24 protein-coding genes are annotated in these 25999 nt (G+C 64.0%); 11 read left to right on the top strand and 13 right to left on the bottom strand.

The features are described 5' to 3' along the window. Positions 1–7: 7 nt before the first annotated feature. From C1A35_RS04295 to C1A35_RS04285, 3 genes are all read right to left on the bottom strand, one after another. Positions 8–3118, bottom strand: a complete 3111-nt coding sequence (locus C1A35_RS04295; RefSeq protein ID WP_104663436.1) for an efflux RND transporter permease subunit — start codon at positions 3116–3118, stop codon at positions 8–10. 59 nt (positions 3119–3177) lie between these two features. Next, positions 3178–4362, bottom strand: a complete 1185-nt coding sequence (locus tag C1A35_RS04290; protein WP_104663112.1) for an efflux RND transporter periplasmic adaptor subunit — start codon at positions 4360–4362, stop codon at positions 3178–3180. Positions 4363–4607: 245 nt separating this feature from the next. Then, positions 4608–4994 (bottom strand): hypothetical protein, encoded by a 387-nt coding sequence (locus C1A35_RS04285; protein ID WP_104663111.1) that lies wholly within the window; start codon positions 4992–4994, stop codon positions 4608–4610. Between the two features lie 263 nt (positions 4995–5257). Here C1A35_RS04285 and C1A35_RS04280 point away from each other — a divergent pair, with 263 nt between their 5' ends. From C1A35_RS04280 to C1A35_RS04265, 4 genes are all read left to right on the top strand, one after another. After that, positions 5258–6079 carry a cyclase family protein gene (locus C1A35_RS04280; protein ID WP_104663110.1) on the top strand — a complete coding sequence of 274 codons (822 nt, stop codon included), beginning with the start codon at positions 5258–5260 and terminating at the stop codon, positions 6077–6079. A 56-nt stretch (positions 6080–6135) separates the two neighbouring features. After that, positions 6136–6543, top strand: a complete 408-nt coding sequence (locus tag C1A35_RS04275) for a carboxymuconolactone decarboxylase family protein (protein ID WP_104663109.1) — start codon at positions 6136–6138, stop codon at positions 6541–6543. Between the two features lie 133 nt (positions 6544–6676). Then, complete coding sequence (locus tag C1A35_RS04270; RefSeq protein WP_104663108.1) at positions 6677–9142, top strand: ATP-dependent helicase; 2466 nt, start codon at positions 6677–6679, stop codon at positions 9140–9142. A 69-nt stretch (positions 9143–9211) separates the two neighbouring features. After that, on the top strand, positions 9212–9736 hold the full coding sequence (locus C1A35_RS04265; protein WP_158664964.1) for an STM3941 family protein: 525 nt from the start codon (positions 9212–9214) through the stop codon (positions 9734–9736). A gap of 7 nt (positions 9737–9743) precedes the next feature. Here the strand turns inward: C1A35_RS04265 and C1A35_RS04260 are convergent, their stop codons facing one another. Next, positions 9744–10205: a GNAT family N-acetyltransferase gene (locus tag C1A35_RS04260; RefSeq protein WP_104663106.1), complete on the bottom strand. Its 462-nt coding sequence runs from the start codon at positions 10203–10205 to the stop codon at positions 9744–9746. A gap of 158 nt (positions 10206–10363) precedes the next feature. Between C1A35_RS04260 and C1A35_RS04255 the strand changes: the two genes are divergently transcribed. Further along, positions 10364–11572, top strand: a complete 1209-nt coding sequence (locus tag C1A35_RS04255; RefSeq protein WP_104663105.1) for an adenylate/guanylate cyclase domain-containing protein — start codon at positions 10364–10366, stop codon at positions 11570–11572. 220 nt (positions 11573–11792) lie between these two features. Here the strand turns inward: C1A35_RS04255 and C1A35_RS04250 are convergent, their stop codons facing one another. Together C1A35_RS04250 and C1A35_RS04245 are read right to left on the bottom strand one after the other, a co-directional pair. After that, entirely contained in the window at positions 11793–12377 is a 585-nt protein-coding gene (locus tag C1A35_RS04250; RefSeq protein WP_234822732.1) for a cysteine hydrolase family protein, read from the bottom strand. Positions 12378–12544: 167 nt separating this feature from the next. Further along, entirely contained in the window at positions 12545–13213 is a 669-nt protein-coding gene (locus C1A35_RS04245; protein WP_104663104.1) for a phosphoribosyltransferase, read from the bottom strand. Positions 13214–13543: 330 nt separating this feature from the next. Here C1A35_RS04245 and C1A35_RS04240 point away from each other — a divergent pair, with 330 nt between their 5' ends. Both C1A35_RS04240 and C1A35_RS04235 read left to right on the top strand, forming a co-directional pair. After that, a complete protein-coding gene (locus tag C1A35_RS04240) occupies positions 13544–14788 on the top strand; it encodes a GGDEF domain-containing protein (protein ID WP_199772856.1) in 1245 nt (414 codons plus the stop codon). A 162-nt stretch (positions 14789–14950) separates the two neighbouring features. Beyond that, positions 14951–15448 carry a CreA family protein gene (locus C1A35_RS04235; protein WP_104663103.1) on the top strand — a complete coding sequence of 166 codons (498 nt, stop codon included), beginning with the start codon at positions 14951–14953 and terminating at the stop codon, positions 15446–15448. Positions 15449–15675: 227 nt separating this feature from the next. On the opposite strand, the gene C1A35_RS04230 is transcribed toward C1A35_RS04235, so the two are convergent. From C1A35_RS04230 to C1A35_RS04220, 3 genes are all read right to left on the bottom strand, one after another. Then, positions 15676–15978, bottom strand: a complete 303-nt coding sequence (locus tag C1A35_RS04230) for a hypothetical protein (protein ID WP_104663102.1) — start codon at positions 15976–15978, stop codon at positions 15676–15678. Between the two features lie 260 nt (positions 15979–16238). Continuing rightward, positions 16239–16703, bottom strand: a complete 465-nt coding sequence (locus C1A35_RS04225; RefSeq protein WP_034792537.1) for a chemotaxis protein CheW — start codon at positions 16701–16703, stop codon at positions 16239–16241. Positions 16704–16705: 2 nt separating this feature from the next. Beyond that, positions 16706–18817, bottom strand: a complete 2112-nt coding sequence (locus C1A35_RS04220) for a methyl-accepting chemotaxis protein (RefSeq protein WP_104663101.1) — start codon at positions 18815–18817, stop codon at positions 16706–16708. Positions 18818–19193: 376 nt separating this feature from the next. Here C1A35_RS04220 and C1A35_RS36315 point away from each other — a divergent pair, with 376 nt between their 5' ends. The 3 genes from C1A35_RS36315 (at position 19194) to C1A35_RS04210 (ending at position 21319) form a co-directional block, all read left to right on the top strand. Then, positions 19194–19352, top strand: coding sequence for a hypothetical protein (locus tag C1A35_RS36315; protein ID WP_199772855.1), 159 nt, complete (start codon positions 19194–19196; stop codon positions 19350–19352). Positions 19353–19683: 331 nt separating this feature from the next. Further along, positions 19684–20283, top strand: coding sequence for an SCO family protein (locus C1A35_RS04215; RefSeq protein ID WP_104663100.1), 600 nt, complete (start codon positions 19684–19686; stop codon positions 20281–20283). Positions 20284–20443: 160 nt separating this feature from the next. Next, the gene (locus C1A35_RS04210) at positions 20444–21319 is read left to right on the top strand and encodes a 50S ribosomal protein L11 methyltransferase (RefSeq protein ID WP_104663099.1); all 876 of its coding nucleotides are present in this window, start codon (positions 20444–20446) and stop codon (positions 21317–21319) included. A gap of 11 nt (positions 21320–21330) precedes the next feature. Here C1A35_RS04210 and C1A35_RS04205 read toward each other — a convergent pair whose 3' ends face one another. Then, positions 21331–21777, bottom strand: coding sequence for a hypothetical protein (locus C1A35_RS04205; protein WP_158664963.1), 447 nt, complete (start codon positions 21775–21777; stop codon positions 21331–21333). A 562-nt stretch (positions 21778–22339) separates the two neighbouring features. On the opposite strand from C1A35_RS04205, the gene C1A35_RS04200 reads away from it, so the two are divergent. Next, positions 22340–24175, top strand: coding sequence for an aminopeptidase P family protein (locus tag C1A35_RS04200; protein ID WP_104663097.1), 1836 nt, complete (start codon positions 22340–22342; stop codon positions 24173–24175). A gap of 225 nt (positions 24176–24400) precedes the next feature. Here the strand turns inward: C1A35_RS04200 and C1A35_RS04195 are convergent, their stop codons facing one another. The 3 genes from C1A35_RS04195 to C1A35_RS04185 form a co-directional block, all read right to left on the bottom strand. Beyond that, positions 24401–24640, bottom strand: a complete 240-nt coding sequence (locus C1A35_RS04195) for a hypothetical protein (RefSeq protein WP_104663096.1) — start codon at positions 24638–24640, stop codon at positions 24401–24403. A gap of 189 nt (positions 24641–24829) precedes the next feature. Further along, positions 24830–25144, bottom strand: a complete 315-nt coding sequence (locus C1A35_RS04190) for an AzlD family protein (RefSeq protein WP_104663095.1) — start codon at positions 25142–25144, stop codon at positions 24830–24832. Positions 25145–25146: 2 nt separating this feature from the next. After that, positions 25147–25863, bottom strand: coding sequence for an AzlC family ABC transporter permease (locus tag C1A35_RS04185; protein ID WP_104663094.1), 717 nt, complete (start codon positions 25861–25863; stop codon positions 25147–25149). Between the last annotated feature and the right edge of the window lie 136 nt (positions 25864–25999).

Below are 25999 nucleotides of genomic sequence, written 5' to 3'. Positions count from 1 at the left end.
CCTCGGGTTAGCGCGCCTCCAGCGCCGCCGCCGCGTCCATTTCCTCGTGCAGCTTGCGCTCCTCGTCCGCGTGCGGCTTGGTGAAGCGCGCGATCACCAGATAGGCGACCGGCGTCAGGTAGAGCGTGACGATCACCGCGAGGCCAAGACCGCCGACGAGCACCCAGCCGAGCGCGATGCGCGCTTCCGCGCCTGCTCCGCTTGCGAGCACCAGCGGCACCGCGCCGACGATGGTGGCGATCATCGTCATCATGACGGGACGCAGACGAATATTGGCGGCGTTCTCGATCGCCGAGCGCACGTCCTCACCGCGGTCGCGCAGCTGGTTGGCGAATTCGACGATCAGGATGCCGTTCTTCGCCATGATGCCGACGAGCATGACGAGGCCGATCTGGCTGTAGATGTTGAGCGTATTGCCGGTCATGATCATCGCAAAGACCGCGCAGGCAAGCCCGAGCGGCACCGTCGACATGATGATGAAGCCGCTGACGAAGCTTTCGAACTGGGCGGCAAGCACCAGGAAGATGATGACGAGCGCAAAGCCGAAGGTGACGAACAGCCCGTTGGCGTTTTCGTTGAGGGTCGCGGCTTCGGCAAGCGGCATGATGCGCGAGCCCGGCGGCAGAAGCGGCTCTGCCATCTGCTCGACCATGGTCAGCGCCTCGCCGAGCGCCAGATCGGACTTGAGGCCGGCCGAAAGCGACACGGCACGCAGTTGCGATTCCCGCGAAAGCTGCGGCGCCACCGCCATCTCCTCGACGCTGGCGATCGTCGACATCGGCACGATCTTGCCGTCGCCGGCCTTGAGGAAGATGTTCTGCAGGTCGGTCGGGTCGTTGACCGGGTTGGTCGAGGACAGCAGCTTCACCGGATAGGATTCGCCGTCGACATAGACGTCGACGACGCTGTTGCCATCGAGCATCGCCTGCAGCGCCCAGGCCAGGCCGCCGATATCGACGCCCATGTCGGAGGCACGCTCGCGGTCGATGGTGATCGAAAGCTGCGCCTGGTTGGCCTCATAGTTGAGGCGGACGTTCTCGAAGCGGCCGGTGTCTTCCATCTGGCGCACCAGCTTTGCCGCCGCATCGCCGAGCTTGTTGTAGTCGTTGCCGACGAGCGCCACCTGCAGGCCGCTGCCGGCGCCGCGAATGCCCAAGCTGTTCGGCTGGATCGCAAAGACCCGGACCGACGGAATCCGCCCCGTCATCCTATTGATGTCGGCGACGATCTCCTGCTGGCTGCGGTCACGCTTTTCCCAGGGGGCGAGCGTCAGTACCATGAAGCCGCTGTTGACCGAACCGCCCTGCCCCGAAATCGAGAAAATATTGTCGATCTCGCCGGACTTGACGAGCGGCTGCAGGCCGTCCTCGATGCGGCGCATCTGCGCCTGCGCGTACTCGAGCGAAACGCCCTGCGGCGCGTTGATGCGCATCATGATCTGCGAACGGTCTTCCGTCGGCGTCAGTTCCGATTTCAGCGTCAGGAAGCCGGCGCCCCCCATGACGGTGAAGAAGCCCGCGACGACGAAGACGAGCAGCGGCGAGTTGAGGCAGGCTCGGAGCGTCACCCGGTAGAAGCCGGCCGCCCGCGCCCCGAAGCGCGCCATCGGCCCCGGAACGTCATGTGTCTCCTTCGTCAGCATGCGCGAGGCGAGCATCGGGCAGAGCGTCAGTGACACGAAGGACGAAAGCAGGATCGCGAAGGCGAGCACGAAGCCGAACTCGCGGAAGAGACCGCCGGTCTGGCCCGGCAGGAAGGAGAGCGGCACGAAGACAGCCGCCAGTGTCGCCGTCGTCGCCAGCACCGCGAAGAACACTTCGAGCGTGCCGTGCACGGCCGCCGCCCGCGGCCCCAACCCCTCGGCGCGGCGGCGCACGATGTTTTCGAGCACCACGATCGCGTCGTCGACGACAAGCCCGGTCGCAAGCACGATGGCGAGCAGCGTCAGGATGTTGATCGAGAAGCCGGCGAGATAGATCGCCGCCACCGTGCCGATCAGCGCAATCGGCATCGAGATCGTCGGGATCAGCGTCGCCCGCCAGTCGAGCAGGAACAGGTAGATGACCAAGGTCACGATGAAGACGGCGACGATCAGCGCAATCTCCACCTCGTGGATGGCGCCGTTGATGAAGACGGCGTCGTCGCTGGTGATCCGGAGCTGCGTGCCCTCGGGCAGGATCTGCGTCTGGATCGTATCGACGACCTTGCGCACGCCCTCGGAAATATCGACGGTGTTGGACTGCGCCTGGCGCACGATGCCAAGCCCGATGCCCTGGCGGCCGTTGGAGCGCAGCGCCGTCGTGCCGGTATCGGGACCGAGCGTGACGGTCGCCACATCGCGCAGGCGCACATTGTTGACGAGGATCAGGTTTTCGAACTGCTCCGGCGTCTGCAGGTCGGCCGTGGCGCGCACCGAGATGTCCTGGCTGGCGCTGGTCAACTTGCCGGCCGGCACGTCGTAGGAAGCATTCGCCAGCGCCGTGCGCAGATTTGCCACCGTCACCCCGCGCCCGGCAAGTTTCGCCTGGTCGAGGTCGATGCGGAAGATCTTCTCCTGGTCGCCATAGACGGCAACGTCGGCGACCCCTTCCACCGCCGCCAGCCGGTCGCTGATCTCGTTTTCGACGAGCAGCGTCATGTCTTCCATCGACATGGTGTCGGAGGTGAGCGCGAGGCGCATGATCGGCTGGCTGTCGGCATCGGCTTTGACGATGCTCGGCTCGTCGACGTCTTCGGGCAGCTGGTTGCGCACCCGGCCGAGCGCATCGCGAATGTCGTTGGCGGCCTGTCCGATATCGGTGGTGTCGGAGAACTGCAGCGTCACGCGGCTGCGGCCGAAATTGGAGGTGGACGAGATGTCGCGAATGCCCTGGACGCGCGACACGGCCCCTTCGACCACCGAGGTCACCTCGCGGTCCATCGTTTCGGGTGCCGCTCCATCCAGCGTCGTCGTCACCGAAATGACCGGCTGGTCGACCTGCGGCAGCTCGCGGATTTCGATGCCGTTCCAGGCGGCAAGCCCGGCCACGACGATCAGCGTGTTGACGACGAGCGCGAAGATCGGGCGACGGATGAAGAGTGCGGTAAAGCCGGTCTTGCCGCGCTCGCGCGCCGACATCTGGCCGCCACCGCTGCCGTGGCCAGATCCGTGGCCGCTTGCCTGACTGTCGCCGCCGCTCACTTGGTTTCCTCCGCGACCTTCTGAGCCGTATCCTGGCTGCGCTCGCGGCCGGCGATGCGCACGTCGCCGCCGTCGCGCAGGCGCTGCACGCCTTCGGTGACGACCTCGTCGCCTTCCGACAGCGCCGCATCCACCAGCACCTTGTCCGGATTGCGCTGGATGATCTTCACCGGCACCTTCTCGCTCTTGTCGCCCGAGACGCGCCAGACATAGGAGCCTTCCGAGCTCCACTGGATCGCCAGCGGATCGACCGTCGGATAGGTGTCGCCGTCAAAGGCGACGGTGACGGAGAAGGACATGCCTGCCCTCAACATATCATCGGGGTTTTCGAGCCTTGCGCGCACGCGCAGCGTCCGGCTCGCCTGGTCGAGGCGGTTGTCGATCGCGTGGATCGCACCGTCGAGCTGGTTGCCCGGCTGGGCGATGGCGAAGGCCGTGACCGGCTGGCCGACGGTGATCTTGTTGGCGAAGCGCTCCGGCACCCAGAAATCGACGAGGATCTCTGAGCGGTCGTCGACGACGGCAATCGGCGTCGTCGTCGTGACGTAGTCGCCGACATTGACGGTAATGATGCCGACGACGCCCTTGGAAGGCGCAACGATGTCGCGGCGCTTGAGATCGAGCTCGGCCGTCTTCAGCGCCAGTTCGGCCGTCTGCATGGCGATTTCGGCGTCGCGCACTTCCACGGCCGTCACCGCGCGCGCGGTGCTGAGGTTGCGGTAGCGTTCCACCTTCTCGCGCGCGCTGTCGCGCGTCAGCCGTGCCTGGTCGGCGGCGATCTTCTGGTCGTCGCTGTCGAGCTTGGCGATCACCTGGCCCTGCGCCACCTTCTCGCCGGAGCGCACGAGAATTTCGGTGAGGTTGCCGGTTGCCGTCGGCGTGACGGTGACGGAGTGGATCGCCTCGCCGTTGCCGATGGCGTTCAGCCGGTCGTTGACGACGGAAGTGCCTGAAGGCCGGACCATGACGAGAATGGCATTGTTGCCGCCCTGGCCGCGACCATTGCCGCGCTCGCCGCCTGCACCGCCTGCGGCGCCGGGCTTGGACAAGGCATCGATCAGCGGGTGCGAAACGCCAATGGCGGCCAGCGTTTCACCGGCGCCGGGCACGAACCGCACCCAGACGGTTGCGCCCACGAGAAGCACAGCGGCGCTCACCGCAAGCTGTTTCCAAACCCGCATTCAAGTCTCCGAATAAAGCATAAACACGCCCCAGCGCGGCGCGGCCGGCGGTTCGTTCCGTTAGCGCGGAGTATCCCTGTTCGCGCGCGTCGGGGCAATGACCGAATGCCATCATTACGCAATTGTAATAAAAGCGATTTTGTTGGCGGCATGATGGCGTTCAAGCCTGCCTCGGGCGTGAGCGGCCCCTGATTTTGCAGGCTCTTCAGCGGCACCTTCTGGCACTGCCGGCCTATTTTCGCCCCTCACGATTGAGCAAGAACAAGATACGCAAGCAGGGTTGTCGGCACCAACATCATCGCCATGGTCAGCAGCACCATCGCCGTAAAAAATACAATAAAGGCGAAGAAATCCATATACAGTTCAAGCGGCTTCATTTGAAGCTTGATTGAATCGAACTCAACAACGAGCCTATAATACATAAAGGAAACGAACAGATTGAAAGCGCACGACATATAAACATTGTAGTTCTTGAGAACAGTGTGAAATTTGCCTGCCTTTTCAACGATGTCCCTGTCCGCTGATAAAACCACCGCAGCAAGGGCCAGAGTCAAGCAGAGAAGAAACAATACGACCGCCAATCCATATACGAGGAGAACCCTTTCCCTGTCCGACCAGGAACGCTTGGCCATCGGCAATCTCCGCTTCACGGGGAAGGTGATTTCCGCCCCCTACCCGCAACTATAAATAGCACGCGGAGAAATATTAGAAAATAGAAATTCACGATCGAAGCACCGTGTCGATCGCGCGCGCCAGCCCGCCGAGCTTCACACGGAGACTCCATGGGCAATCGACATTTACAGCCGCGAGGACTGCGCTATCTTGCAACCACCGGCTACGACTTCCGGCCGATTTCGCCGACTAACTTCAGTCCTCTTGAGAAGGAGCAAAGACGATGTGCGATGCCTGCGTCATGGAAACGGTCAAGGCGCGCATGCTTTCGCGCCGCAGCTTCTTCAAAGCCGCCGCGGTCGGAACGGCGGGCCTTGCCGCCGCAAGCGTTGGCGCGGCACCTCCTGCCCTCGCCCAGGGACATGCAAGCGTCACCGACCTGACCCACGAGCTGCATGAGAATTTCCCGACCTTCTTCGGCCAGCAGCAGTTCTTCCGCGAGGAGAAGTTCAACTACGCCAAGGACAAGTTCAACATGTTCGAGCTTAGGGTGAACGAACACACCGGCACCCATGTCGACGCGCCGCTGCACTTCTCCGCCGACGGCCTTTCGGTCGCCGAACTGCCGGTCGAAAAGCTCGTCGTGCCGCTCGTGATCGTCGATATCAGAGAGAAGGCCGAGAAAGATGCCGATGCGCAGGTGACGCCCGACGACCTCAAGGCCTGGGTCGCCGCCAATGGCGCGATCCCGGAAAACGCCTGCGTCGCCATGCTGTCGGGCTGGGGTGCGCATATGGGCACGGACAAGTTCCGCAATGCCGATGGCGCCGGCAAGCTGCACTTTCCCGGCTTCCACGTGGAGGCGGCGAAGTATCTCATCGAAGAGAGCAAGGCTGCCGGCATTGCCGTCGACACGCTGTCGCTCGACCATGGCCCCTCGCCCGATTTCGCCACGCATTATGCCTGGCTGCCCGAGGGCCGCTGGGGCCTGGAGGCCGCCGCCAATCTCGACAAGCTGCCGGTCAAGGGCGCGACGCTCATTCTCGGCGCGCCGAAGCACCGCGGCGGCACCGGCGGCCCGGCCCGCGTCTTCGCGCTCGCCTGATCTCGCACCCCGATCCGGCGGCGCCAAGGCCGCCGGCAACCATTCGCAGGAGCCCTATGAGCACCGTTACCCCGCCCCCGAACCCGGAAGCCGATCCGCGCGTCAAAGCCGTGTTCGATGACATTCGCACCACCCGCAAGTCCGATTTCATCAACAACATGTGGCTGTGGCTCGCCTTCGACCCGGAGCTCCTGGAACAGACCTGGCGCGACGTGAAAGCGGTGATGGCAACGCCGTCGGCGCTCGATCCGCTGGTCAAGGAAATGCTCTATATCGCCGTCTCCGTCACCAATGGCTGCGGCTACTGTGCCCATTCCCATGCGGCTGCGGCAAAGGCGAAGGGCATGACGAACGCCGAGCATGCGGACCTGCTTCGGGTGATCTCGCTTGCCGCCCGCACCAACCAGTTGGCGACCGCTCTGCAGGTGCCTGTGGATGCCGCCTTCGACAAGACAAAGGAATAGACCACGCGATCAAGAATAAGCGGTCTCGAAATCGCCTGTCTTTCCACAGGCTTGGTGTCGCTGGCGCAGAAAACGGAATAAAAGAAGAACATCCTTTCTGGCCTTTCCCCACCGAATCACTACATTGAGCCGCATGATGAGTGGTTTCGACGATATTCCCTTCTTCGACGAGGAGCCGGCGCCGCGCAAGCAGCAGCCCGCCCCCGCAGGTATTCCGGCAACGGGCGGCATTGCAGCGCGCGCCATGGCGGCACGCGATCGCGTCCAGCCGCGCCCGGATTATCTCTCCGGCCTCAACCCGGAGCAGGCCGAAGCGGTCGAAACCCTCGACGGCCCCGTGCTGGTGCTTGCCGGCGCCGGTACCGGCAAGACCCGGGTGCTGACGACGCGCATCGCCCATATCCTTTCGACCAATCGCGCCTTCCCCTCGCAGATCCTGGCGGTGACCTTCACCAACAAGGCGGCGCGCGAGATGAAGGAACGCATCGGCGTGCTCGTCGGCCATGCGGTCGAAGGCATGCCCTGGCTCGGCACCTTCCACTCGATCGGCGTCAAGCTTCTGCGCCGCCACGCCGAACTCGTCGGCCTGCGGTCCGATTTCACCATCCTCGATACCGACGACGTGGTGAGATTGATCAAGCAGCTCATCCAGGCCGAAGGCATCGACGACAAGCGCTGGCCGGCCAAGCAGTTTGCCGGCATGATCGACGGCTGGAAGAACAAGGGGCTCGATCCCGCCCAGATCCCCGAGGGCGACGCTCGCGCCTTTGCCAACGGCAAGGGCCGCGAACTCTATGCCGCCTATCAGAACCGGCTCCTGACGCTCAACGCCTGCGACTTCGGCGACCTGCTGCTGCACCCGATCCGCATCTTCCGCATGCATGCGGACGTGCTGAAGGACTATCACGACAAGTTCCGCTACATCCTCGTCGACGAGTACCAGGACACCAACACCGCGCAGTACATGTGGCTGCGGCTCTTGGCGCAGCGGCCGAAGGGCGTGCCCCAGAACGTCTGCTGTGTCGGCGACGATGACCAGTCGATCTATGGCTGGCGCGGCGCCGAAGTCGACAACATCCTGCGCTTCGAGAAGGATTTCCCGGGCGCCAAGGTGATCAAGCTCGAGCGCAACTATCGTTCGACCGAACATATCCTCGGTGCCGCCGGCCACCTGATCGCCCACAACGAGGGCCGCCTCGGCAAGACGCTCTTTACCGACCGCACCAATCCGGATGACGAGAAGGTGCAGGTGCACGCCGCCTGGGATTCCGAAGAGGAAGCCCGCGCCGTCGGCGAGGAGATCGAGCAACTCCAGCGCCAGAAGCACAATCTGAACGACATGGCGATCCTGGTGCGCGCCTCGTTCCAGATGCGCGAGTTCGAAGACCGCTTCGTCACCCTCGGCCTCAACTACCGCGTCATCGGCGGCCCGCGCTTCTACGAACGCCTCGAAATCCGCGATGCCATGGCCTATTTCCGCCTCGTCTGCCAGCCGGCCGACGATCTCGCCTTCGAGCGCATCATCAACACGCCGAAGCGCGGCCTTGGCGACACCACCGTGCGCACGCTGCACGACTATGCCCGCGCCCGCGATGTGCCCATGCTGGCCGCGGCCTCCGAGATCATCGAGACCGACGAGCTGAAGCCGAAGGCGCGCAAGGCGCTGTTCGACGTCGTCACCGATTTCCGCCGCTGGCAGACCCTGCTTGAGACCACGGTTCACACCGAACTTGCCGAGCAGATCCTCGAGGAAAGCGGCTACACCGACATGTGGAAGGCCGACAAGTCGGCCGAGGCCCCCGGAAGGCTCGAAAACCTGAAGGAACTCATCCGCTCGATGGAAGCCTTCGAGAGCCTGCGCGGCTTCCTCGAACACGTGGCGCTGGTCATGGATGCCGAGCAGAACGAGAACCTCGACGCCGTCTCGATCATGACACTGCACTCGGCCAAGGGCCTGGAGTTCGACACCGTCTTCCTGCCCGGCTGGGAGGAAGGCCTGTTCCCGCACCAGCGCGCGCTCGACGAGGGCGGCCGCTCCGGCCTCGAAGAAGAACGGCGCCTTGCCTATGTCGGCATTACCCGGGCCAAGCACCGCTGCCACATCTGGTTCGTCTCCAACCGCCGCATCCACGGCCTCTGGCAGTCGACCATGCCCTCGCGCTTCCTTGAGGAGCTGCCGCTCGCCCATGTGGACGTGGCCGAAAACGAACAATCCTACGGCGGTTATGGCCGCGGCGGCTACGGCCAGTCGCGCTTCGACAAGGCCGATCCGTTCCAGAACAACTACTCCACGCCCGGCTGGAAGCGCGCCCAGCAGCACCGCTCCGACGCCACCCGCGACAACTGGGGCACCCGCTCTGGTCACGCGGTCGAGCGCATCGGCTACGGCGAAAGCGGCCCGCGCGGCCGCACCATCGACGGCGAGCTGGTGGCAAAATCGACGGCCACCGAACCCTCACGCTTCGTAGTCGGCGACCGCGTCTTCCACATGAAATTCGGCAACGGCAACATCGCCTCGATCGAGGGCAACAAGCTCACCATCGACTTCGACCGCGCCGGCCAGAAGCGGGTGCTCGACGGGTTTGTCGAGAAGGCGTGAGGCGCAGACATGGCAGGGCGACCGCGGCAACGTCCAGTGTCCTCCTTGGTGGGAACGAACCAACCTGATGTGATCAACACTTCCCGGACAGTTGAAATAGCCAGGTCTTGGCCAAAAACGATCGGCATTTTGGCCGCAGGTATCGGACTGTCATGGTGTTCGCTCGATATTGCGCTGCACTGGTCCCCTCAAGTTCGCTCTGGCAGCTTCATCGAGTTTGCTGGCTATTTCGGCTTGGTGTTCTTTCCGGCCGGTATTCTGGCCGGCCTCTTCGGCGCCATCCGGTTTCGTGGTCCTCTGGTCACTCTTTCGCCTGAAGGCTTCCGTGACCGCCGACAGGCGCGGAGCACAATTCCTTGGACGGCAATCGCCGAAGTCCGCCTAGTCCGGATTCATAGACGGAAGATAATCCAGCTGAAGCTAGATCCAGGCTTCACTGGTCCTCTCCGCAAGGGAATTGCCTCGATGTTGGCCGGCGGCGTGCTGGGTAGCTTCAAAGGGATTTACATAGCTTCCTTCGAGCTGGCGATCAGTTTCGCCGAGCTAGAGGCGCTAGTCCTCGCCTACCATCGCGACCACCGCCCGAAGTCATAATCTCCTCTCAAAACATCTTCCGATACACCAGAAAGCCCGACTTCTCCGCCACCTTGTCGTAGAGCGCCATCGCCGTCTCGTTGGTCTCGTGCGTCATCCAGTAGACGCGCGGCGCGCCGACGGACCGTGCCGCCTCGTAGACGCCCTCGATCAGCGCTCGCCCGACGCCCTTGCCGCGCGCCTCGGCATTGGTGAAGAGGTCCTGCAGGTAGCAGTTCGGCTGGATCATCGTCGTGCTGCGGTGGAAGAGATAGTGGGTCAGCCCGATCAGCCGCCCTTCACTTTCGGCCACCAGCGCATGCACTGGCTCGTAGGCGTCGAAGAAGCGTGACCAGGTCATGGCGGTGATCTGAGGATCGAGAGCGGTCTCGCCGGAGCGACCGTAAAAGGCGTTGTAACCGTCCCAGAGCGGCAGCCACTGCTCATAGTCGGTCCTGGATATCGGGCGGATCAAAAGGGCGTCGGTCATATCGGTTCCTGCTCGTTCGCGGCGAATGGCGTTTACCGGACAGCATCTGGGATTTGCGCGCAAGGCGCATCTTTGCGACTGACTTTTCCCCCGATAATTGCGAATATTACACCCACCTAAAATAACAGGATGTTCAACGACCGAGGGCGGGCGATGAGATGTCTTGGACAAGCACGACACGCTGGCTGGCGGAACTGGGCCTGACGCAGACGCGAGAGGCCGACCGGCAAGGGATAATGGTGGCAAACCTGGCGGCGGCCGTCATTGCCGTTTCCTCGATCGGCTTTGCCATCCTCTACGCGCTTTACCAGGAGCCGAGCCTCAAGAAGCTGGTGATCTGCAATGTGCTCTTGGCGGCAACAGCCACCATGACGCCGCTCTTGCACCGGTTTGGCAAGATCGCGTCGGCCCTCTGGGAGTTCGCCATCTGCGCCGTGGCGCTCTCGGTGATCAGCGCCCATATCGGCGGACGGTCCGGCGTCTTGTTCAATCTGCTCGGCGTCACGCCTGTCGCGTTCGCGATCCTCGGGCTCGAGCACTGGCGACTGGTCGCCGGCCTGGGCCTTGCCTCCGCCGCCATCATCGTCGTCGGCATTGCCGCCTTTCCGGAGCCTCAGGCCGGCGTCTACCACGACGAGAGCTTCCTGCTCCTGATCAACACCTCGACCATGCTCACCGTCACGCTTCTGATGTTCGCCACAATGCACTATGCCCTGTCGCTCGCACGTGAAGCCCAGACGCGGCTTAGCAATCTCATGCTGTCGATCATGCCGGCAGAAATCGTCGAGAAACTGCACAGCGACGACCATGCCGCGACGGTCAAGAAGTTCGACATGGCAACCGTGCTGCTCATCGATATCGTCCAGTTCGTCAGGCTCTCCAACGAGATCGGCCCGGAACGGACGGTTCAGCTGCTCGATGCCTTCTTCTCGGCCCTCGATGCGGCATCGGCCCGCTTCGGCGTGGAAAAGATCAAGACCATCGGCGATGCCTATCTGGCGGCGGCAGGGGTTCCAAGCGCCCATCCGAACGGGGTCGAAGCCGCTGCCAGCTTTGGCTTCACCGCCTTTGAGATCGCCGGCCATGTCGGCAAGGCGCATGGCGTTGCCCTTGAGCTGCGGATCGGCATGGCATCGGGGGCGGTGACGGCGGGCGTGCTCGGTCGCACCCGCTATGCCTATGACATCTGGGGCGCGCCCGTGAACCTTGCAGCGCGGCTCGAGGCGATCGGCCAGGCCGGATGCATCATCACGACCGGTCAGATCAAGGCGATGCTCGAGGAAAAATACAGCTTCGAGCCTGGAGAACGCGCCAACATCAAGGGCTTCGGCGAGACCGAGACCTGGAGAATGACAAGGCGCGCCTGAGGCGCGCCGCGATCTTTCAGATCCGCTCCGTGCGCCTCAAGTTGTTGATTTGGCGCATGTCGTTATCGCAAGACCGCTGCGCATTCTTGCGCGACATGCTCTAGCGAGGCAGCGCTCGCTTGGCGCTGGGCCGGCCAGCGTCGCTGCGTACCGAAGCGCTGGGTGACCTCAGCCTCTGGCCATCGCCGCGGTAATCGCCTGAACGTCGGTCACGATCGCATCACCCATGAAGACGATGTTGTCCATCGACCGTTCGCCGGCCTCGTGGTGCCCTGCCCCGCAGGCGTCGCGCACGACGACGGGCACCAGGCCAAGATCGGTTCGCATGGCGCACCGTCGGGTCGATGCCGATCTCGGTGGCGATACCGCAGATGGCAAAGGAGGTGAGCCCGAGATCGCGCAGGATCATGGCGAGCGGCGTGCCCTCGAAGGCCGAAAACGTGATCTTGTCGAGGATCGCTTCGTCCGCGCGCGGCTGGAGTTCCGGCACCAGTTCGAAGCCCGGCGTGCCGCGCAGGAACCAGGGGTGCACCGCATCCGGGTCGTCGGTGCGCTGCCAGGTCATCGCCTGGCGCGTCTGGAACGCCCCCATCAGCGGTTTCGGCATCGACAGATGCCGAAGAAAGATCACCGGAAACCCGCCGGCGCGCGCCGCCGCCAGCACCTTCAGCACCTCGGCAAGGATCGCCGCACCGTTCTTGACCTGGCTGGTGATCCCCACCTGCATGTCATAGACAACAAGCGCCATGCGATCCGGACGACAGAAATCCTCGAGCGTCCTTCCGATTTCCAGCTTCGTGGCCATAGCCTCTCCTCTGCGGCGCCTCCTCTGGCGCCGCTCCGCCGACGTCTCGCGCCGGAATGTGGCGCGTGATGCCCGTGGTTGCAATATGGCCGGAGCGCTTCACGCAACTATTCGGACAGGTTCGGCGTTCGGATCAACCAGCGGGCCGATCTGGCCCGGCGTCCGCATCAGCCCTCGTTCTCCCGCCGCGCCTTCTCCATCAGCGCCAGCACCTCCTCGTCCGCCGTCTGCTCGAAGTTGCGATAGTACAGGCCGACGGCGCGAAAGGCGAAGGGCGTGGCGAGGCAGATGAGGCGGTCGACCTGGCTTGCAAGGTCGGCGAGTTCGTTTTTCGGCGCCACCGGGACGGCGAGCACCAGACGCCCTGCCCCCATCCGCTTCAGCGCCTTGATCGCCGCCCGCACGGTGCCGCCGGTGGCGATGCCGTCATCGACGAGGATCACGTCGCGATCCCGCGGCGAGGCCGGCACGCGGTCGCCGAAATAGAGCGCGCGGCGCCGCAGGATTTCGGCGCGCTGGCGCCCGGCTTCGGCGTCCAGATAACCTTTCGGCGGGCGGACCAGCCGGATCGCCTGGCGGTTGAGCACGAGTTCGGGCTCCTCGCCGTCGACCAGCGCGCCGAGACCGAATTCGGAATGCCCCGGCGCGCCGATCTTGCGCACGATCAGGATTTCCAGTGGCGCCCGGATATGGGCGGCGATTTCATAGGCGACCGGCACGCCGCCGCGCGGCAGGGCCATGACGAGCGGCTTGTCGAGGCTCTCGCCTTCGACCGCGCGCGCCAGCTGGCGTCCGGCGTCCGCCCTGTCCTCGAAGAGCCACGCTGCCGTGAACATGTCGCCTCTCCCGGTTCGTCGTCCTGCGTGAACATCGGGCCTGAAGGCACGCCCCGCATGCCGGGACTGCGGCGCGGATCGCGCCGCGCGAAGAGCCTTGCCCGAGGTCGCCTGCAGCACCGTTCCTGCACGCCTCCCCGCCCGCCGGCATGCCATCCTTCGGTTGATCCGGCGCCGCTGTGAACAACCGCCCCCAAACACCGCCAATCGCTAAAATTGCAACGGATTTCGCCGGGTTTCGTTAAGGCGCCATCGCTACCAATTGGCGTTGTATATCTGGCTGAGACGCAAGCCGCCTTTGTTGATTTTAGCACGACAGGCCGTTTCGAAATGAGCTTTCTCCCTGCCATATCGATCATCGCCCTTCTGGCGATGCTCCCTGTGCTGATTTCCCTGCGAGCCTCGATGGTCGAGGGGGGCACGGACTTTGCCGCCGCCTGCGCGGTTGCGGCCGCGGCGACCTTCTTCCTGATGCTGGCCGAGATCCCGGCGCTGCAGCCGCTGTCGCTGATCGGCATCGTCGTGCTTGCGGGCGCCTGTCTGTTCGTGCTCTCGGGCTTTCACCGTGCGCTCGGTGTCGCAAGGCCGATGTCGACGCCGCTGGTCGCTGCCGCCTCGGTTTCCGCCGTGGTGTTGCTCATTGCCGCCTTCGGCCCGCAGCGTGCGACATTGCACGCCCTCTCCGCCGTCGGTATTGCTGCCGCCTTCGTGCTGGTCATCGCCGTCTGTTCGCAGCATCGACGCGCGGCTCCGGGTCCGATCGAGCGCCTCTGCGTCATCGCCTGCGCCGCCATCGGCTGCTCGGCGCTGATGGCGATCACGGTGTTCTCACCGATCGCCCACGCAGCGCCCGAGACCTCGCTTGCGTCGGCGCGCTGGGATTTCGCCTGTGTCCTCCTCAAGTATTTCTACCTGCCTGTGCTGTTCCTGGGCGTGATCCTGATGATCCAGAACCGGGTGATCACCGACCTCAAGAGCGCGATCGCCCGCGACGAGCTGACGGGCGCCCTGTCGCGCCGCGCCCTGCTCGACCTCGGGCAGCGGGCGCTGGCGGTGAGCTTCGCGCGGCAAAGGCCTGTCACCTTCCTGCTGCTCGATCTCGACTATTTCAAGCAGATCAACGACCGCTATGGCCACGCGGTCGGCGACACCGCGCTCGGCCATTTCGCCGGCACCGTCGCCGCCTGTCTCGGAAACCGCGGCACGCTCGGGCGCATTGGCGGCGAAGAGTTCGGCATCGTCCTGCCCAATCACTCGGAGGATGCCGCGTTTGCGGTCGCCGAAGAGATCGGCCGCACGGTGCGCGATACGCCGATCGGCCGCTTCGACCGCCCGATCCGGCTGACGGTGAGCATCGGCCTTGCCGAAGCCGGGCCCGGCGATACGATCAGCGACATCATGATCCGTGCGGATATGGCGCTCTACGACGCCAAGGCCGATGGCCGCGACCGCTGCACCATCGCCGGCCGCTTCCAGCCCGAGGCCAGTGCACGGGCGCTTGCCGCCGCCGCCGCGCAGATGCGGGCAGCCGAAAACCGGAACCTCGAGCCGCAGCTTCTTCGCAGCACCGGCTGAAGCTGGCGGTATCCCCGCCTTGTAAAGCGATTTCCCGCACCTATGTGAAGCTCGCTGCCCGACCGCATGGTTTCTCAGGGGCGCCGCCCCGGCAAAACATGCGGCAATTCAAGATGCTACGGCGACCTTGCGTGAAGCGCCGGGCGCTGCAGGAGGACACTGATGTCGCGTTCGCTTCGTGCGTTCTTTTTTGCCGGCCTTGCCGCGCTCGCCGCTGCCGCCCTGCCCGCCCGCGCCGAAACGGTCGGCGAAGTGGGCGTCGACTGGCTCGGCAACGACATCATGATCGATGCCGTCAGCGACCCGAAAATCAAGGGCGTGACCTGCCATGTCACCTATTTCGACCGCAGCGTCATCGACAGGCTGAAGAACGGTAACTGGTTCGAGGATCCGTCCAACAATTCGATCGCCTGCCGCCAGACGGGCCCGATCGAGATCGGCGACATCGATCTTTCGAAGGACGGGGAAGAGGTCTTTCGCGCCGGGCTGTCGCTGGTCTGGAAGAACCTCCTGGTCACCCGGATCTATGACCGCAAGAACGACACGCTGATCTACCTCGCCCATTCCCGCGAACTGACGGATGGCTCGGCCAAGATGTCGATCACCACCATCCCGCTCTACGGGCAGGCCGTCACCTGGCAGAACGGCAAGCCGCAATAATCGCTGGTGGCTTAAGGCCCCCTTTCCGCAACACGGTTGAAGCGCCCTTCACGGGCGCTTCAAAAGCCGCATCAGAGCGGTGCGTGTTGGAAGGCTGGGAGGAGCCACTCCGCTCCTGATCGCTCCTAGAGCGCCGTGCGTTCAGTCGAACGCACCAACGACGCTCTGGCACTTTGGTTCTAGAATACCTTTCCGCCTCCGGTGATTTCACTCGAAAGCGGGATGCTCTAGTAGGACGTCGGCGGAACGATGCCCTGATAATAGTCGCCATCACCACCCTGGTACCCACCATAGGGGCTTCGATCGCGGTAAACAGGGGTCGGTGTGGACGTTCTGTTGATGCTGCCCGTCGACATCCTGTCAACGGTTGCGGACGGCCGCGTCATCGGCGTCATCGCCTTGTGCGTGTTCTGCGTTCCGGGAGGATTGTTGACGTCGATGCCCTGATAGTAGCTATCGGCCAGAGCCGGCGACGCCATGACCATCGTTACGGAGAGCGCGGCGATGAGTTTCCTTGGGGAGATTGTCATAGGTTAAACTCCTGTTGTCGGGACCAGGCACCCGGCCTCCGTTCGGGCACCCGGCAACACCGGTAAAGTAGTACAAGTAACCCGCCCAGCCACTTGACGTTTTGTCACAATGGCATCGCCCAAGCGTGAAGTTCATTGCCGAAGTTTAACTTGACCCTATCGTTCCCGTATCTGCGGAAAGGCTCTGAAATCATGCCGAAACGCGAGAAAGCCCCGGCGCCGGTGCGCCGGGGCTTTCTCTGATAAGGAACGGGTTTGCGTCAGGCGGCCTGCGCCAGCTCGTCGGCAATGACCGTATCGAGGTTGAGGAAGCAGACCATGGTCTTTTCGAGCGCGACGATGCCGCGGCAGAAGGCGCGCTGCGCTTCCGGAATGATCTCTGGCGCCGGCTGCAGCGCCTCGCTCTTGATCGTCATCATGTCGGAGACCTGTTCGACCAGGAGACCGACCAGCTTGCCGGCGATGTCGGTGACGATGATCGCCGAACGCTCGGACGGTTCGGTCATCTTCATGCCGAGGCGGGCCGCCATGTCGATGACCGGGATCACCGCGCCGCGCAGGTTGATGAGGCCAAGCACGTAGGGCGGCGTGTGCGGCATCGGCGTCACCGGCGCCCAGCCGCGGATTTCGCGGATCGCCATGATGTCGATGCAGAATTCCTGGTCGCCGAGGTGGAACGACACGATTTCGAGATAGGCGCCGGACTGCTTGATTGCGTTGCTCATGTTCAGAATTCTTCCCAGTTTTCACCGGAGGCCGTCGTCGACGGCACCGAGCCCGGTTTGTTGCCGAATGCGCCCGCAAGCTTGCCCATCAGGGCCTTGGCGGGAGATGGAGTTGGAAACGAGGCCATTTTGGCAGCGCCGATCTTGCGCAGCGGCACCGCTTCGTTGGTGCCCCTGGCGACCGGCCGCTGGACGGGCGCTGCCGGAGCGGCGCGCGGCGGCGCTTGAACCGTCGCCTTTGGCGATGCGATCTTCGGCGGCGCTATCGGGGTCGCTGTCTGAGCGGGCATGGCACGCTGCATCGTTTGGCCTTCGCGGAACTGGCCGACGAGATCCGTCAGGCGTTCGGCGTCCTGCGCCAGCGTATGGCTGGAGGCGTTGGTCTGTTCGACCATCGCGGCGTTCTGCTGGGTCATCTGGTCGAGCTGGCCGACGGCGGTGCTGATCTCGCTGAGGCCGGTCGACTGCTCGCGCGCCGCCATCACGATCGACGTCATGAGTTCATTGATCCGGGCGACATCGGTGCCGATCCGCCCAAGCGCCTCACCGGTCGCCCGCACCAGTTTGACGCCGGTGCCGACCTCGTTGCCGGACCGGCTGACGAGCGCCTTGATGTCCTTGGCAGCACCGGCGGCACGCTGCGCCAGTTCGCGCACTTCCTGCGCCACCACGGCAAAGCCCTTGCCGGCCTCGCCCGCCCGCGCCGCCTCGACGCCGGCGTTCAGCGCCAGAAGATTGGTCTGGAAGGCGATCTCGTCGATGACGTTGATGATCTTGCCGATTTCGTTCGAGGCGCCCTCGATGCGCGCCATGGCGGCGATCGCCTCGCCGACGATGCGGCCGGACTCCTCGGCATTGGTGCGGGTCTGGTCGACCATCTGGCTCGCCTCTTCGGCGCGCTGGGTCGCGGTGCGGACCGTCACGGTGATTTCGTCGAGTGCTGCCGAGGTCTGCTCCAGCGAAGCGGCCTGCCGCTCGGTGCGGCGCGCCAGGTCGTCGGCGGCCGTACGCATCTGCCGTCCATTCGATTCAATGGAGAGCGCATTGTCCTTGACGCTCGATAGCACGACGCGCAGCCGTTCGACCGTCTGGTTGAAGTTCTGCCGGAGCTGGTCAAGGTTGCCGTCGAAGGGCCGGTCGATCGCAACGGCCAGATTGCCATCGGCAAGCTGCGTCATGGCGCGGCCGAGATTGTCGATCGCCGTCTGGATGCGGTGCACCGCCGCCTCGCGCTCGTTCTGCTGCTGTTCGCGCTCCCTCTCGATCTCGCGGCGGCTCAGCGCTGCGCTCTGCTCAAGAGAGTGTTTTTCGATCGCCGACAGGCGGAAAAGATCGACCGAGCGCGCCATGGCGCCGATTTCGTCGCCACGGTCGAGCGCTTCCACCTTGGCCGAGAGCTCGCCCTTCTGGATCCGCTGCATGCCGTCGCGCAGGGCGAGGATGCCGTGCCGGAGCGTGCTGCCGTGGAACCAGAGCAGATAGAGCAGTGTCGCCATGGCGAGCAGGCCGGAGGCGAGCTGAAGCTGGAACGCTTGGTCGGAGACCGCGCGCGCTTCGGCGACGCGTGTCTGGACCAGCGTGGTTGCCGCCTCGGAAAGGCTGGCAAGTGCTGCGGCGACCCGCTCGCCGGCGCCATCGATGGCGTCGTCGATCTTGCCGAAGTCGTCGGCGGAAGCCTTGCCTTCGATCAGCGTCTTCAGGTCGGTGCCGATCGCCTGACGCAGTTCGGCCACGTCGGCGTCAAAGCTCGAAAGCGCGTCGCTACGGCCGATGAGGCCAGCAAGCGCCTTGATATCGGCGGACTTCGTCTCGAGCAGTTGCAAGATCTGGGCGATGCTGGCGGCGCGCGCCGGCTGGATCGCTCCCTCCTCGCGGTCGATGATGCTGTCCATCGCATTGAGCACGAGATTGGTGGTCGCAAGCCGGATCTCGTCGACCGTGGTCAGGCCGTTCTGCGCGGCGATCGCCCCCTTGAGCGCATCGTTCGCGCGGCCGCCCTCGTACCAGCCGACCCCGAGCACGGAGCCGAAACCGACGAAAGCGGCACCGGCAAGGGTCGCAAGCCGCTGGCTTACGGAGAGATTGCGCTTCAATGGGGAAGACGAGGCAGTCATAGACAGTCCATGCTCACGGACCCGGCGCGGGCCGGATCCTCCGTTAGGATCGATGCGGAAAACCGGGCTCGATCAAACCGGATGACCTCATGTCATGTCGGAGCCAAACGCTCCCCCCGCGCTGGCAAAACACTGTCAAACAGACCTTAAACATTCGCTAAGGCGCCCCGCCGATCCCCAGGGAAAGCATCTTATTTTCGAGATCGCGCATATTTACTGCAAGCGCCGGTTTTCCCGGCAACCAGGGGCACAATCGAACGGCTCGGCAAGCCTTGGTTTTCCACCCTTGCCCGGTCTCGGGCCGGCGCCCGCCGCAATCACGCGCGAGGGGTCGGGCCGGCTTCCCCTTCCTGCGCGAGATGGTATGATTGCGTCCATGAACACGAAGACCCAGCGCTCGATCCGCCTGCCTCTTGCCGCAACCCTTGCGGCCGGCATCGCCGTCGTCCTCCTGCTCGCTTTCCGCGGCTGGATGGAAAACGGCGCCGAGATGTTCCTCGCCCTCGCTCAATCGGGCCTTTCCTGGTGTTTTTAGAGCGGCCACGCTCCTAAGTTTTGCCCCTCACCCTAACCCTCTCCCCGCGAGCAGGGAGAGGGACGAGAGCGAGCGAGACGTCACCGCGCGGTTATTCTGCGGTGGGTGTTGGGGCACCGGGGGCTCATTGTCAGAGCGGGAAATCGCCACACGGCTCCTTCTCGCCGTCATGACGGGGAGAAGGTCGCGGCAGCGGGATGAGGGGCGCGACGAGAAGCCGCCGCCACAACCTGCGGCAATTGTCCCATTTGCGCGGGGTCCGTGAAGGCGGTATCAAGGGCCGATCAACCGGACATGGCCGTCTTCGGCCCCAACAAAATCGGTAGCACGCATGAAAACCATCCGCATCGTCCTTTGGGCCGCCGTCGTCGTCATGGCAGGCATCCTGGGCTGGCTGAGCTATGAAATGACCCAGTCGAAGCAGCAGGCCGCCTCCGGCCCCTTCGGCGTTCCCTTCACGCTGGTTGCCCAGGACGGCAAGGAAATCACCGAGAAGGCCTTCACCGGCAAGCCGACCGCGCTCTTCTTCGGCTTTACCCATTGCCCCGAGGTCTGCCCGACGACGCTGTTCGAGCTGAACGGCTGGCTGGAAAAGGTCGACCCCGAGGGCAACAAGCTGCAGGCCTATTTCATCACCGTCGATCCCGAGCGCGACACGCCGGAAATCCTCGGCCAGTACGTCTCCAACGTCTCCAAGCGCATCACCGGCATTTCCGGCCCGGCTGACAAGGTGATGGAGATGGTCAAGGGCTTCCGCGTCTACGCCAAGAAGGTTCCGGTCGACGCTGCAAAGCCGGACGGTGACTACACCATGGACCACACCGCGTCGGTCTTCCTGCTTGACGCCAACGGCAAGTTCTCCGGCACGATCGCCTATGAGGAGAACCCGGAGACCGCGGTCAAGAAACTGGAAAACCTGACCAAGGGCTGAGCCCTTCGTTCGTGACCGTGAAGTTGCAAGCGCCGGCCCCGTCCGGCGCTTTGCCTTTGTGGGGCAATCGTGATAGCGCACAGCACACGATTGCCGCCGCTTGAGCGCCTGTCTTCTACGGTGATGCGGGCGGCGGATTTGCCAGCCGAAGGACGGACCCTTGAGCGAGATCAGACTTTTCGTCACCACCACCGAGAAGCAGGCGGAAGCCGTGCTCGACCGCATGAGCGAGGTCTTCGGCGAAGAGGACTTTGCGATCGGCACGACGGAAGTCGACGAGAAGCGCGACATCTGGGAAGCCTCGATCTACATGATGGCGGTCGACGAGGAGGGTGTGAACGAACGCCTCACCGAAGCGCTCACGCAAGACTTCGGCCATCTTCCGATCGCGCGCGAAGTGCTGCCGGATATCGACTGGATCGCCAAGTCGCTCGAAGGCCTGGCGCCGGTGCGCGCCGGCCGCTTCGTCGTGCACGGTTCGCATGACCGCGACAAGGTCAAGACCGGCGAGATCGCCATCGAGATCGACGCCGGCCAGGCCTTCGGCACCGGTCACCACGGCACGACCGCCGGCTGCCTCGAAGTGCTCGCTTCTGTTGCCCGCACCCGCACCGTGAAGAACGTGCTCGACCTTGGCACCGGCAGCGGCGTGCTGGCGATCGCCGCCTGGAAATTGATGCACGTGCCGGTGCTCGCCACCGACATCGACCCGATCGCCACCCGCGTGGCGGAAGAAAACGCCCGGGTCAACGGCGTCGTCACCGGCATGACCTTTGCAACCGCGCCCGGCTTTCACTCGACAGCCTTCAGCTCCAACGGCCCCTTCGACCTCATCATCGCCAACATCCTCGCCCGTCCCTTGATGAAGATGGCGCCGCAGCTCGTCGCCAACCTCGCCCCCGGCGGTTCGGTGATCCTGTCAGGTATCCTCGCCGAACAGCGCTGGAAGGTGCTTGCCCACTACAACGGCCAGCACCTGCGCCACGTGCGCACCATCTGGCGCAACGGCTGGGTGACGATTCATCTGGAGAAGTGAGGGCGCGGCCGCTAATCCTGCGCGGCCACGACATCCTCAATCAACACCGTCGGCGTCTCACGCTCGAACGACCAATGCCGCGCAAGGCACTCGAAAGTGTCGTCGCGAAGATAGAATAGGAAATGCCTGTCCGTCGGCTCCGGCATCGGTGCCGGGCGCCAACCCGATACCTGGTCGCGGAGCGGATCGTCGCCCACCAACTCGTAAAACTCACCCCATTTGGGCGCGAGCCTGCTGTAACGGCATTGGCCGCGAAACCAGCCCTCGTCATTGGTCGCTCCGAGCCGCCAGGCTTGGCATCCGTCGAAAGTGAGATAACCGATCTCATCCTCGCGTGCCGGATGCCCCCAATGAGCCAGCCGAAAGCAAAGCTGGATTACGCTTCCTGCCGCGCGGACTTCCACCGCCGGAACATTCGGATCAGCGTTCCAGTTGTCGTTGAGCTGTATGAAGGTCAAGCTTGGCAAGCGAACTACCCCACGACCGTATCGATTCGGCTGGAATGATACTTCTTGCCGTGACAATCCAGATCGGAAAAACGAAAAGGCCGCCTCGTCTATCATGACGGGCGGCCTTTCGAAACTAAGGCGATGCCAGAGGCATCGCCTGCTGGTTGGCTTGTGACCAACCATGCCCGCGAGCCTGAGGAGGAGGAGTGCTCGAGCGGGCGTCTACCGTTCCGAAGCTGACCACCCTTGAGGGAGGAGGAGAACAGAGTGACCAACTATTCTCGGAACCGCAGCTTTTTGAACCACCGGATGTTCGTCCGTGTTCGTTGAGGCGGCTTATAAACTATTATTCCGATAGAGAAAGGGTTTTCTTAGCATGGGTGCCATGCACTGAGCGCATATGTATGGTGAATGAGCAATTGCTCTCCTCTCGGCTTGCAACCTGAGGCATTGCGAGAACCGTGGGCGGGCCACCTTTACAGGATATCGCCTCTTTCCCGGCAAGGGCGATTTCCGCTAACATGGCCCATCTTTTCCCGCGGTTTGCCGCTCAATCTACCGGAATTCCCTCATGTTTCAGTCTTTTGAAGTCACCTCCACGCCGCAATTCGGCAAGGAGCGCACCGAAGCCCTGCGTGCGTCCTTCGCAGCTCTTGGCATCGACGGCTTTCTCGTGCCGCGCGCCGACGAGTTCCAGGGCGAATACGTGCCCGCCTCCTCCGAACGCCTGTCGTGGCTGACGGGCTTTACCGGCTCGGCCGGCGTCGCCCTCATCACGCAGCGTGAAGCAGTCGTCTTCGTCGATGGACGTTACGTCACGCAGCTCAAGGAACAGGTCGACGGCTCCGTCTTTACGGGTGGCGACCTCATCGGCGAGCCGCCGCATCTCTGGCTGGAAAACCACGGATCCAAGGGCTTCAAGCTCGGCATCGATCCCTGGGTGCACACCGGCGCCGAGGTTCGCCGGCTGGAGAAGGCACTCGCCACGCTCGGCGGCTCCCTCGTCTTTCTCGACCATAACCCGCTCGACAGGATCTGGACCAACCGCCCGGCCGCCCCGCTCGGCAAGGTGACGATCCAGCCGATCGAGCATGCCGGCACGCTTGCCAAGGACAAGATCGCGACGATCGCCGCCGGCCTTTCCAAGGCAGGCGCTGACGCCGTCGTCTTGACCGACCCCTCCTCCGTCGCCTGGACCTTCAACATCCGTGGGTCCGACGTGCCGCATACGCCGCATCCGCTCGCTCGCGCCATCATCCACGCCGACGGCCGCGCCGAGCTCTTCCTCGACAAGCGCAAGACCGGCATCGAGCAGGAGGCCTATCTCACCCAGATCGCCGACATCGTCGCGCCGTCGACCTTCGACGATCGTCTGCGCGCGCTCGGCGCTGCCGGCACCTCGGTCATGATCGATCCCGATCTCGCCTCCTTCGCCATTTCCGAGCTGATCCGTTCCAAGGGCGGCAAGATCGTCGAAGCGGTCGACCCTGCCCGCCTGCCGCGCGCCCAGAAGAACAAGGCCGAGATCGAAGGCTCGACCCGTGCCCATCTGCAGGATGGTGCGGCCATGGTCGAGTTCCTCGCCTGGCTCGACAGCCAGCAGCCCGGCACGGTCACCGAGATCGGCGCCACCAACCAGCTCGAAGCCGCCCGCGCCACCGTCGGCGAGCGCATGCAGAACCCGCTCAAGGACATCTCCTTCGACACGATCTCCGGCGCCGGCGCCCATGCGGCGATCATGCACTACCGCGTCACCACCGCCACCGACCAGGCGATCGAAGCGGGCACGATGTTCCTGATCGATTCCGGCGCACAGTACATCAACGGCACCACCGACATCACCCGCACGATCGCTGTCGGCGCCGTGCCCGAAGAGCAGAAGCGCTTCTTCACCCTGGTGCTGAAGGGCATGATTGCGATCAGCCTCGCGCGCTTCCCCAAGGGCTCGCGCGGCGTCGACCTCGATCCGCTCGCCCGCATCGCGCTCTGGAAGGCGGGCGCCGACTATGCCCACGGCACCGGCCACGGCGTCGGCTCCTATCTCTCGGTGCATGAAGGCCCGCAGCGCATCGCCCGCCTTTCGACCCAGGAGCTGCTGCCCGGCATGATCCTTTCCAACGAGCCCGGCTACTACCGCCCCGGCGCCTTTGGCATCCGCATCGAAAACCTTATCGTTGTGCAGCCGGCGGCGACGGTTGAAGGCGGCGACCTGCCGATGCTCGGCTTCGACACGATCACCTTCTGCCCGATCGACCGCCGCCTGGTGCTGCCGGCGCTGCTCACCGACGAGGAGCTCGGCTGGCTCAACGCCTATCATGCCGAGACGCGCGAAAAGCTGATGCCGGTGCTTGCGAGCGACGAGACCCGCGACTGGCTGAAGGCCGCGACGGAAGCGCTCTCACGCTGAGTCATGCACTCACTTGGGCTCCTGCTGTCGCGGGAGCCCAGACAACGAGGCGCCGTGCTGCCGGTTGCGTGCAGCGCCCTCTCCTGCCAGACCCTAGAGCATGTCGCGCAAAAGTGCGCAGAGGTTTTGCGATAACGACATGCGCTAAATCAATAACTCAAAGCGCACGGAGCGAATCTGAAAGATCGCGACGCGCTTCAGTTTCGGGAAATCCCGGTTCCTCGCTCAGATGCCCAGAAGCTTCTTCGCTTCGCCAAGCGTTGCCTCCGAACCGGCGTGATCGCCGGCCTGGTGCTGTTCCTCGCCCTTCTTGCGCAGTTCCATGACCTTGGTCATGTCGGCCTGCGACAGTGAGGCGGTCTGCATGGCCGCATCGATCGCCTTCATCATCGTCGGGCATTGATTGGCAAAGGCCGTGGCCGGCGCGAGCGCCAGCAAGAGGGCAATAGAAATCCTGGTCAACATGGTCGCTCCTCCACCGCCGGGAGGCGTCATGCGGCAGCGGCATTGCACCTGCGCCACTTGGCGCCGTGCGTCGCTGGCGTGCCTCTCCGGCAACCGGGGAATAATAAACCAGCGCACGCCTATCGCCAATGTTGGCGACAGATCTCGCCGTCCGCGCGGCCCTTGACGCGACGCGAACGGATCACGCGCCTACATCACCAGATGCCGGATCACCATCACCACCACCCAGCCGATGACCAGCATGCGTAGCGTCGAGAGATTGAGCCCGAGCGCGATGGCAAAGGCGATGAACATGGCGATCGTCACGTCGAGCCCGCCATAGACGAAGGCCGGCGCCACCAGCGTCGTCAGCACGGCAGCCGGAACGGCGTTGAGCGCCGCCTCCAGCCGCGGCGGGATCTGTTTCATCTGGGTAATCAGGATGTAGCCGCCGACGCGCGTCAGGAAGGTTGCAACCGCTGCCGCGATGATCAGGTAGATGAGGTTGAGGTGTTGCGGATCCATGCTCACGCCTCCTTCTCGATGCCGGTCGGTGCCGGCGCCTGATTGCTCGGCGGCAGCAAGGCGGCGAGCACGATGCCGGCGAGCGCGCCGATGCTGACATGCCAGGGCGAGCCGACGAAGTGCATGCCGGCAACGGAGGCAAGCCCCGAGACGGCGACGATCGGCAGGAACCGGTCACGCTTGCGGAAGCCCATGACCAGCCCCATGAAATAGACCGGCAAAAGCACGTCGAGGCCGATCGCCTTGGGATCGCCGATCATCTGGCCGAAGATCGCGCCGACGAGCGTGTTGATGATCCAGGGAATGTAGATGACGAGGCCGAAGCCGAGATACCAGGAAAACGTGATCGGCAGGCCGCGCTCTCCGCGCTTCTCGGTCTCGGCATATTGCGGATCGACCAGCAGGAAGAAGGCCAGGAATTTCTGCCCGAAGGTGAAGTGGCGGACATATTTGGCGATCGAGGCCGAATAGAGCACGTGGCGGAAGTTGACCGCAAAGACCGAGAGCACCACCAGCCAGGGCTGGACGTGATTGCCGAAGAGCTCGATGCCGACCATCTGGCTGGCGCCGGCATAGACGGTCGCGCTCATGAACACCGCATCGGCAATGGTGAAGCCGTTGTCGACCGCAAGCGCCCCGAAGAGCGCACCGAAGGGCGATGCTGCCAGCATGATGGGAAAGCCGCCGCGGACCCCTTCCCAGAATTCATCTTTTTTCATGGAAACCTCCGCCGGCCGAGGCGATGACGCGCCATACGGCCGGTGCCGGACTGATAGGCGCTCGCGCCCCCGGCAACAATTCAAATCAACTGATACAATGATTGAATTTTATGATGCCTTGGCCGAACAAGGCTTG

Origin of the sequence: Ensifer adhaerens (assembly GCF_002940685.1) — a bacterium.
GTDB classification, from domain to species: Bacteria; Pseudomonadota; Alphaproteobacteria; order Rhizobiales; family Rhizobiaceae; genus Ensifer; species Ensifer adhaerens_E.
Note: the sequence above shows the minus strand (reverse complement) of the source record. Positions and strands in the feature narration are given on the sequence as shown.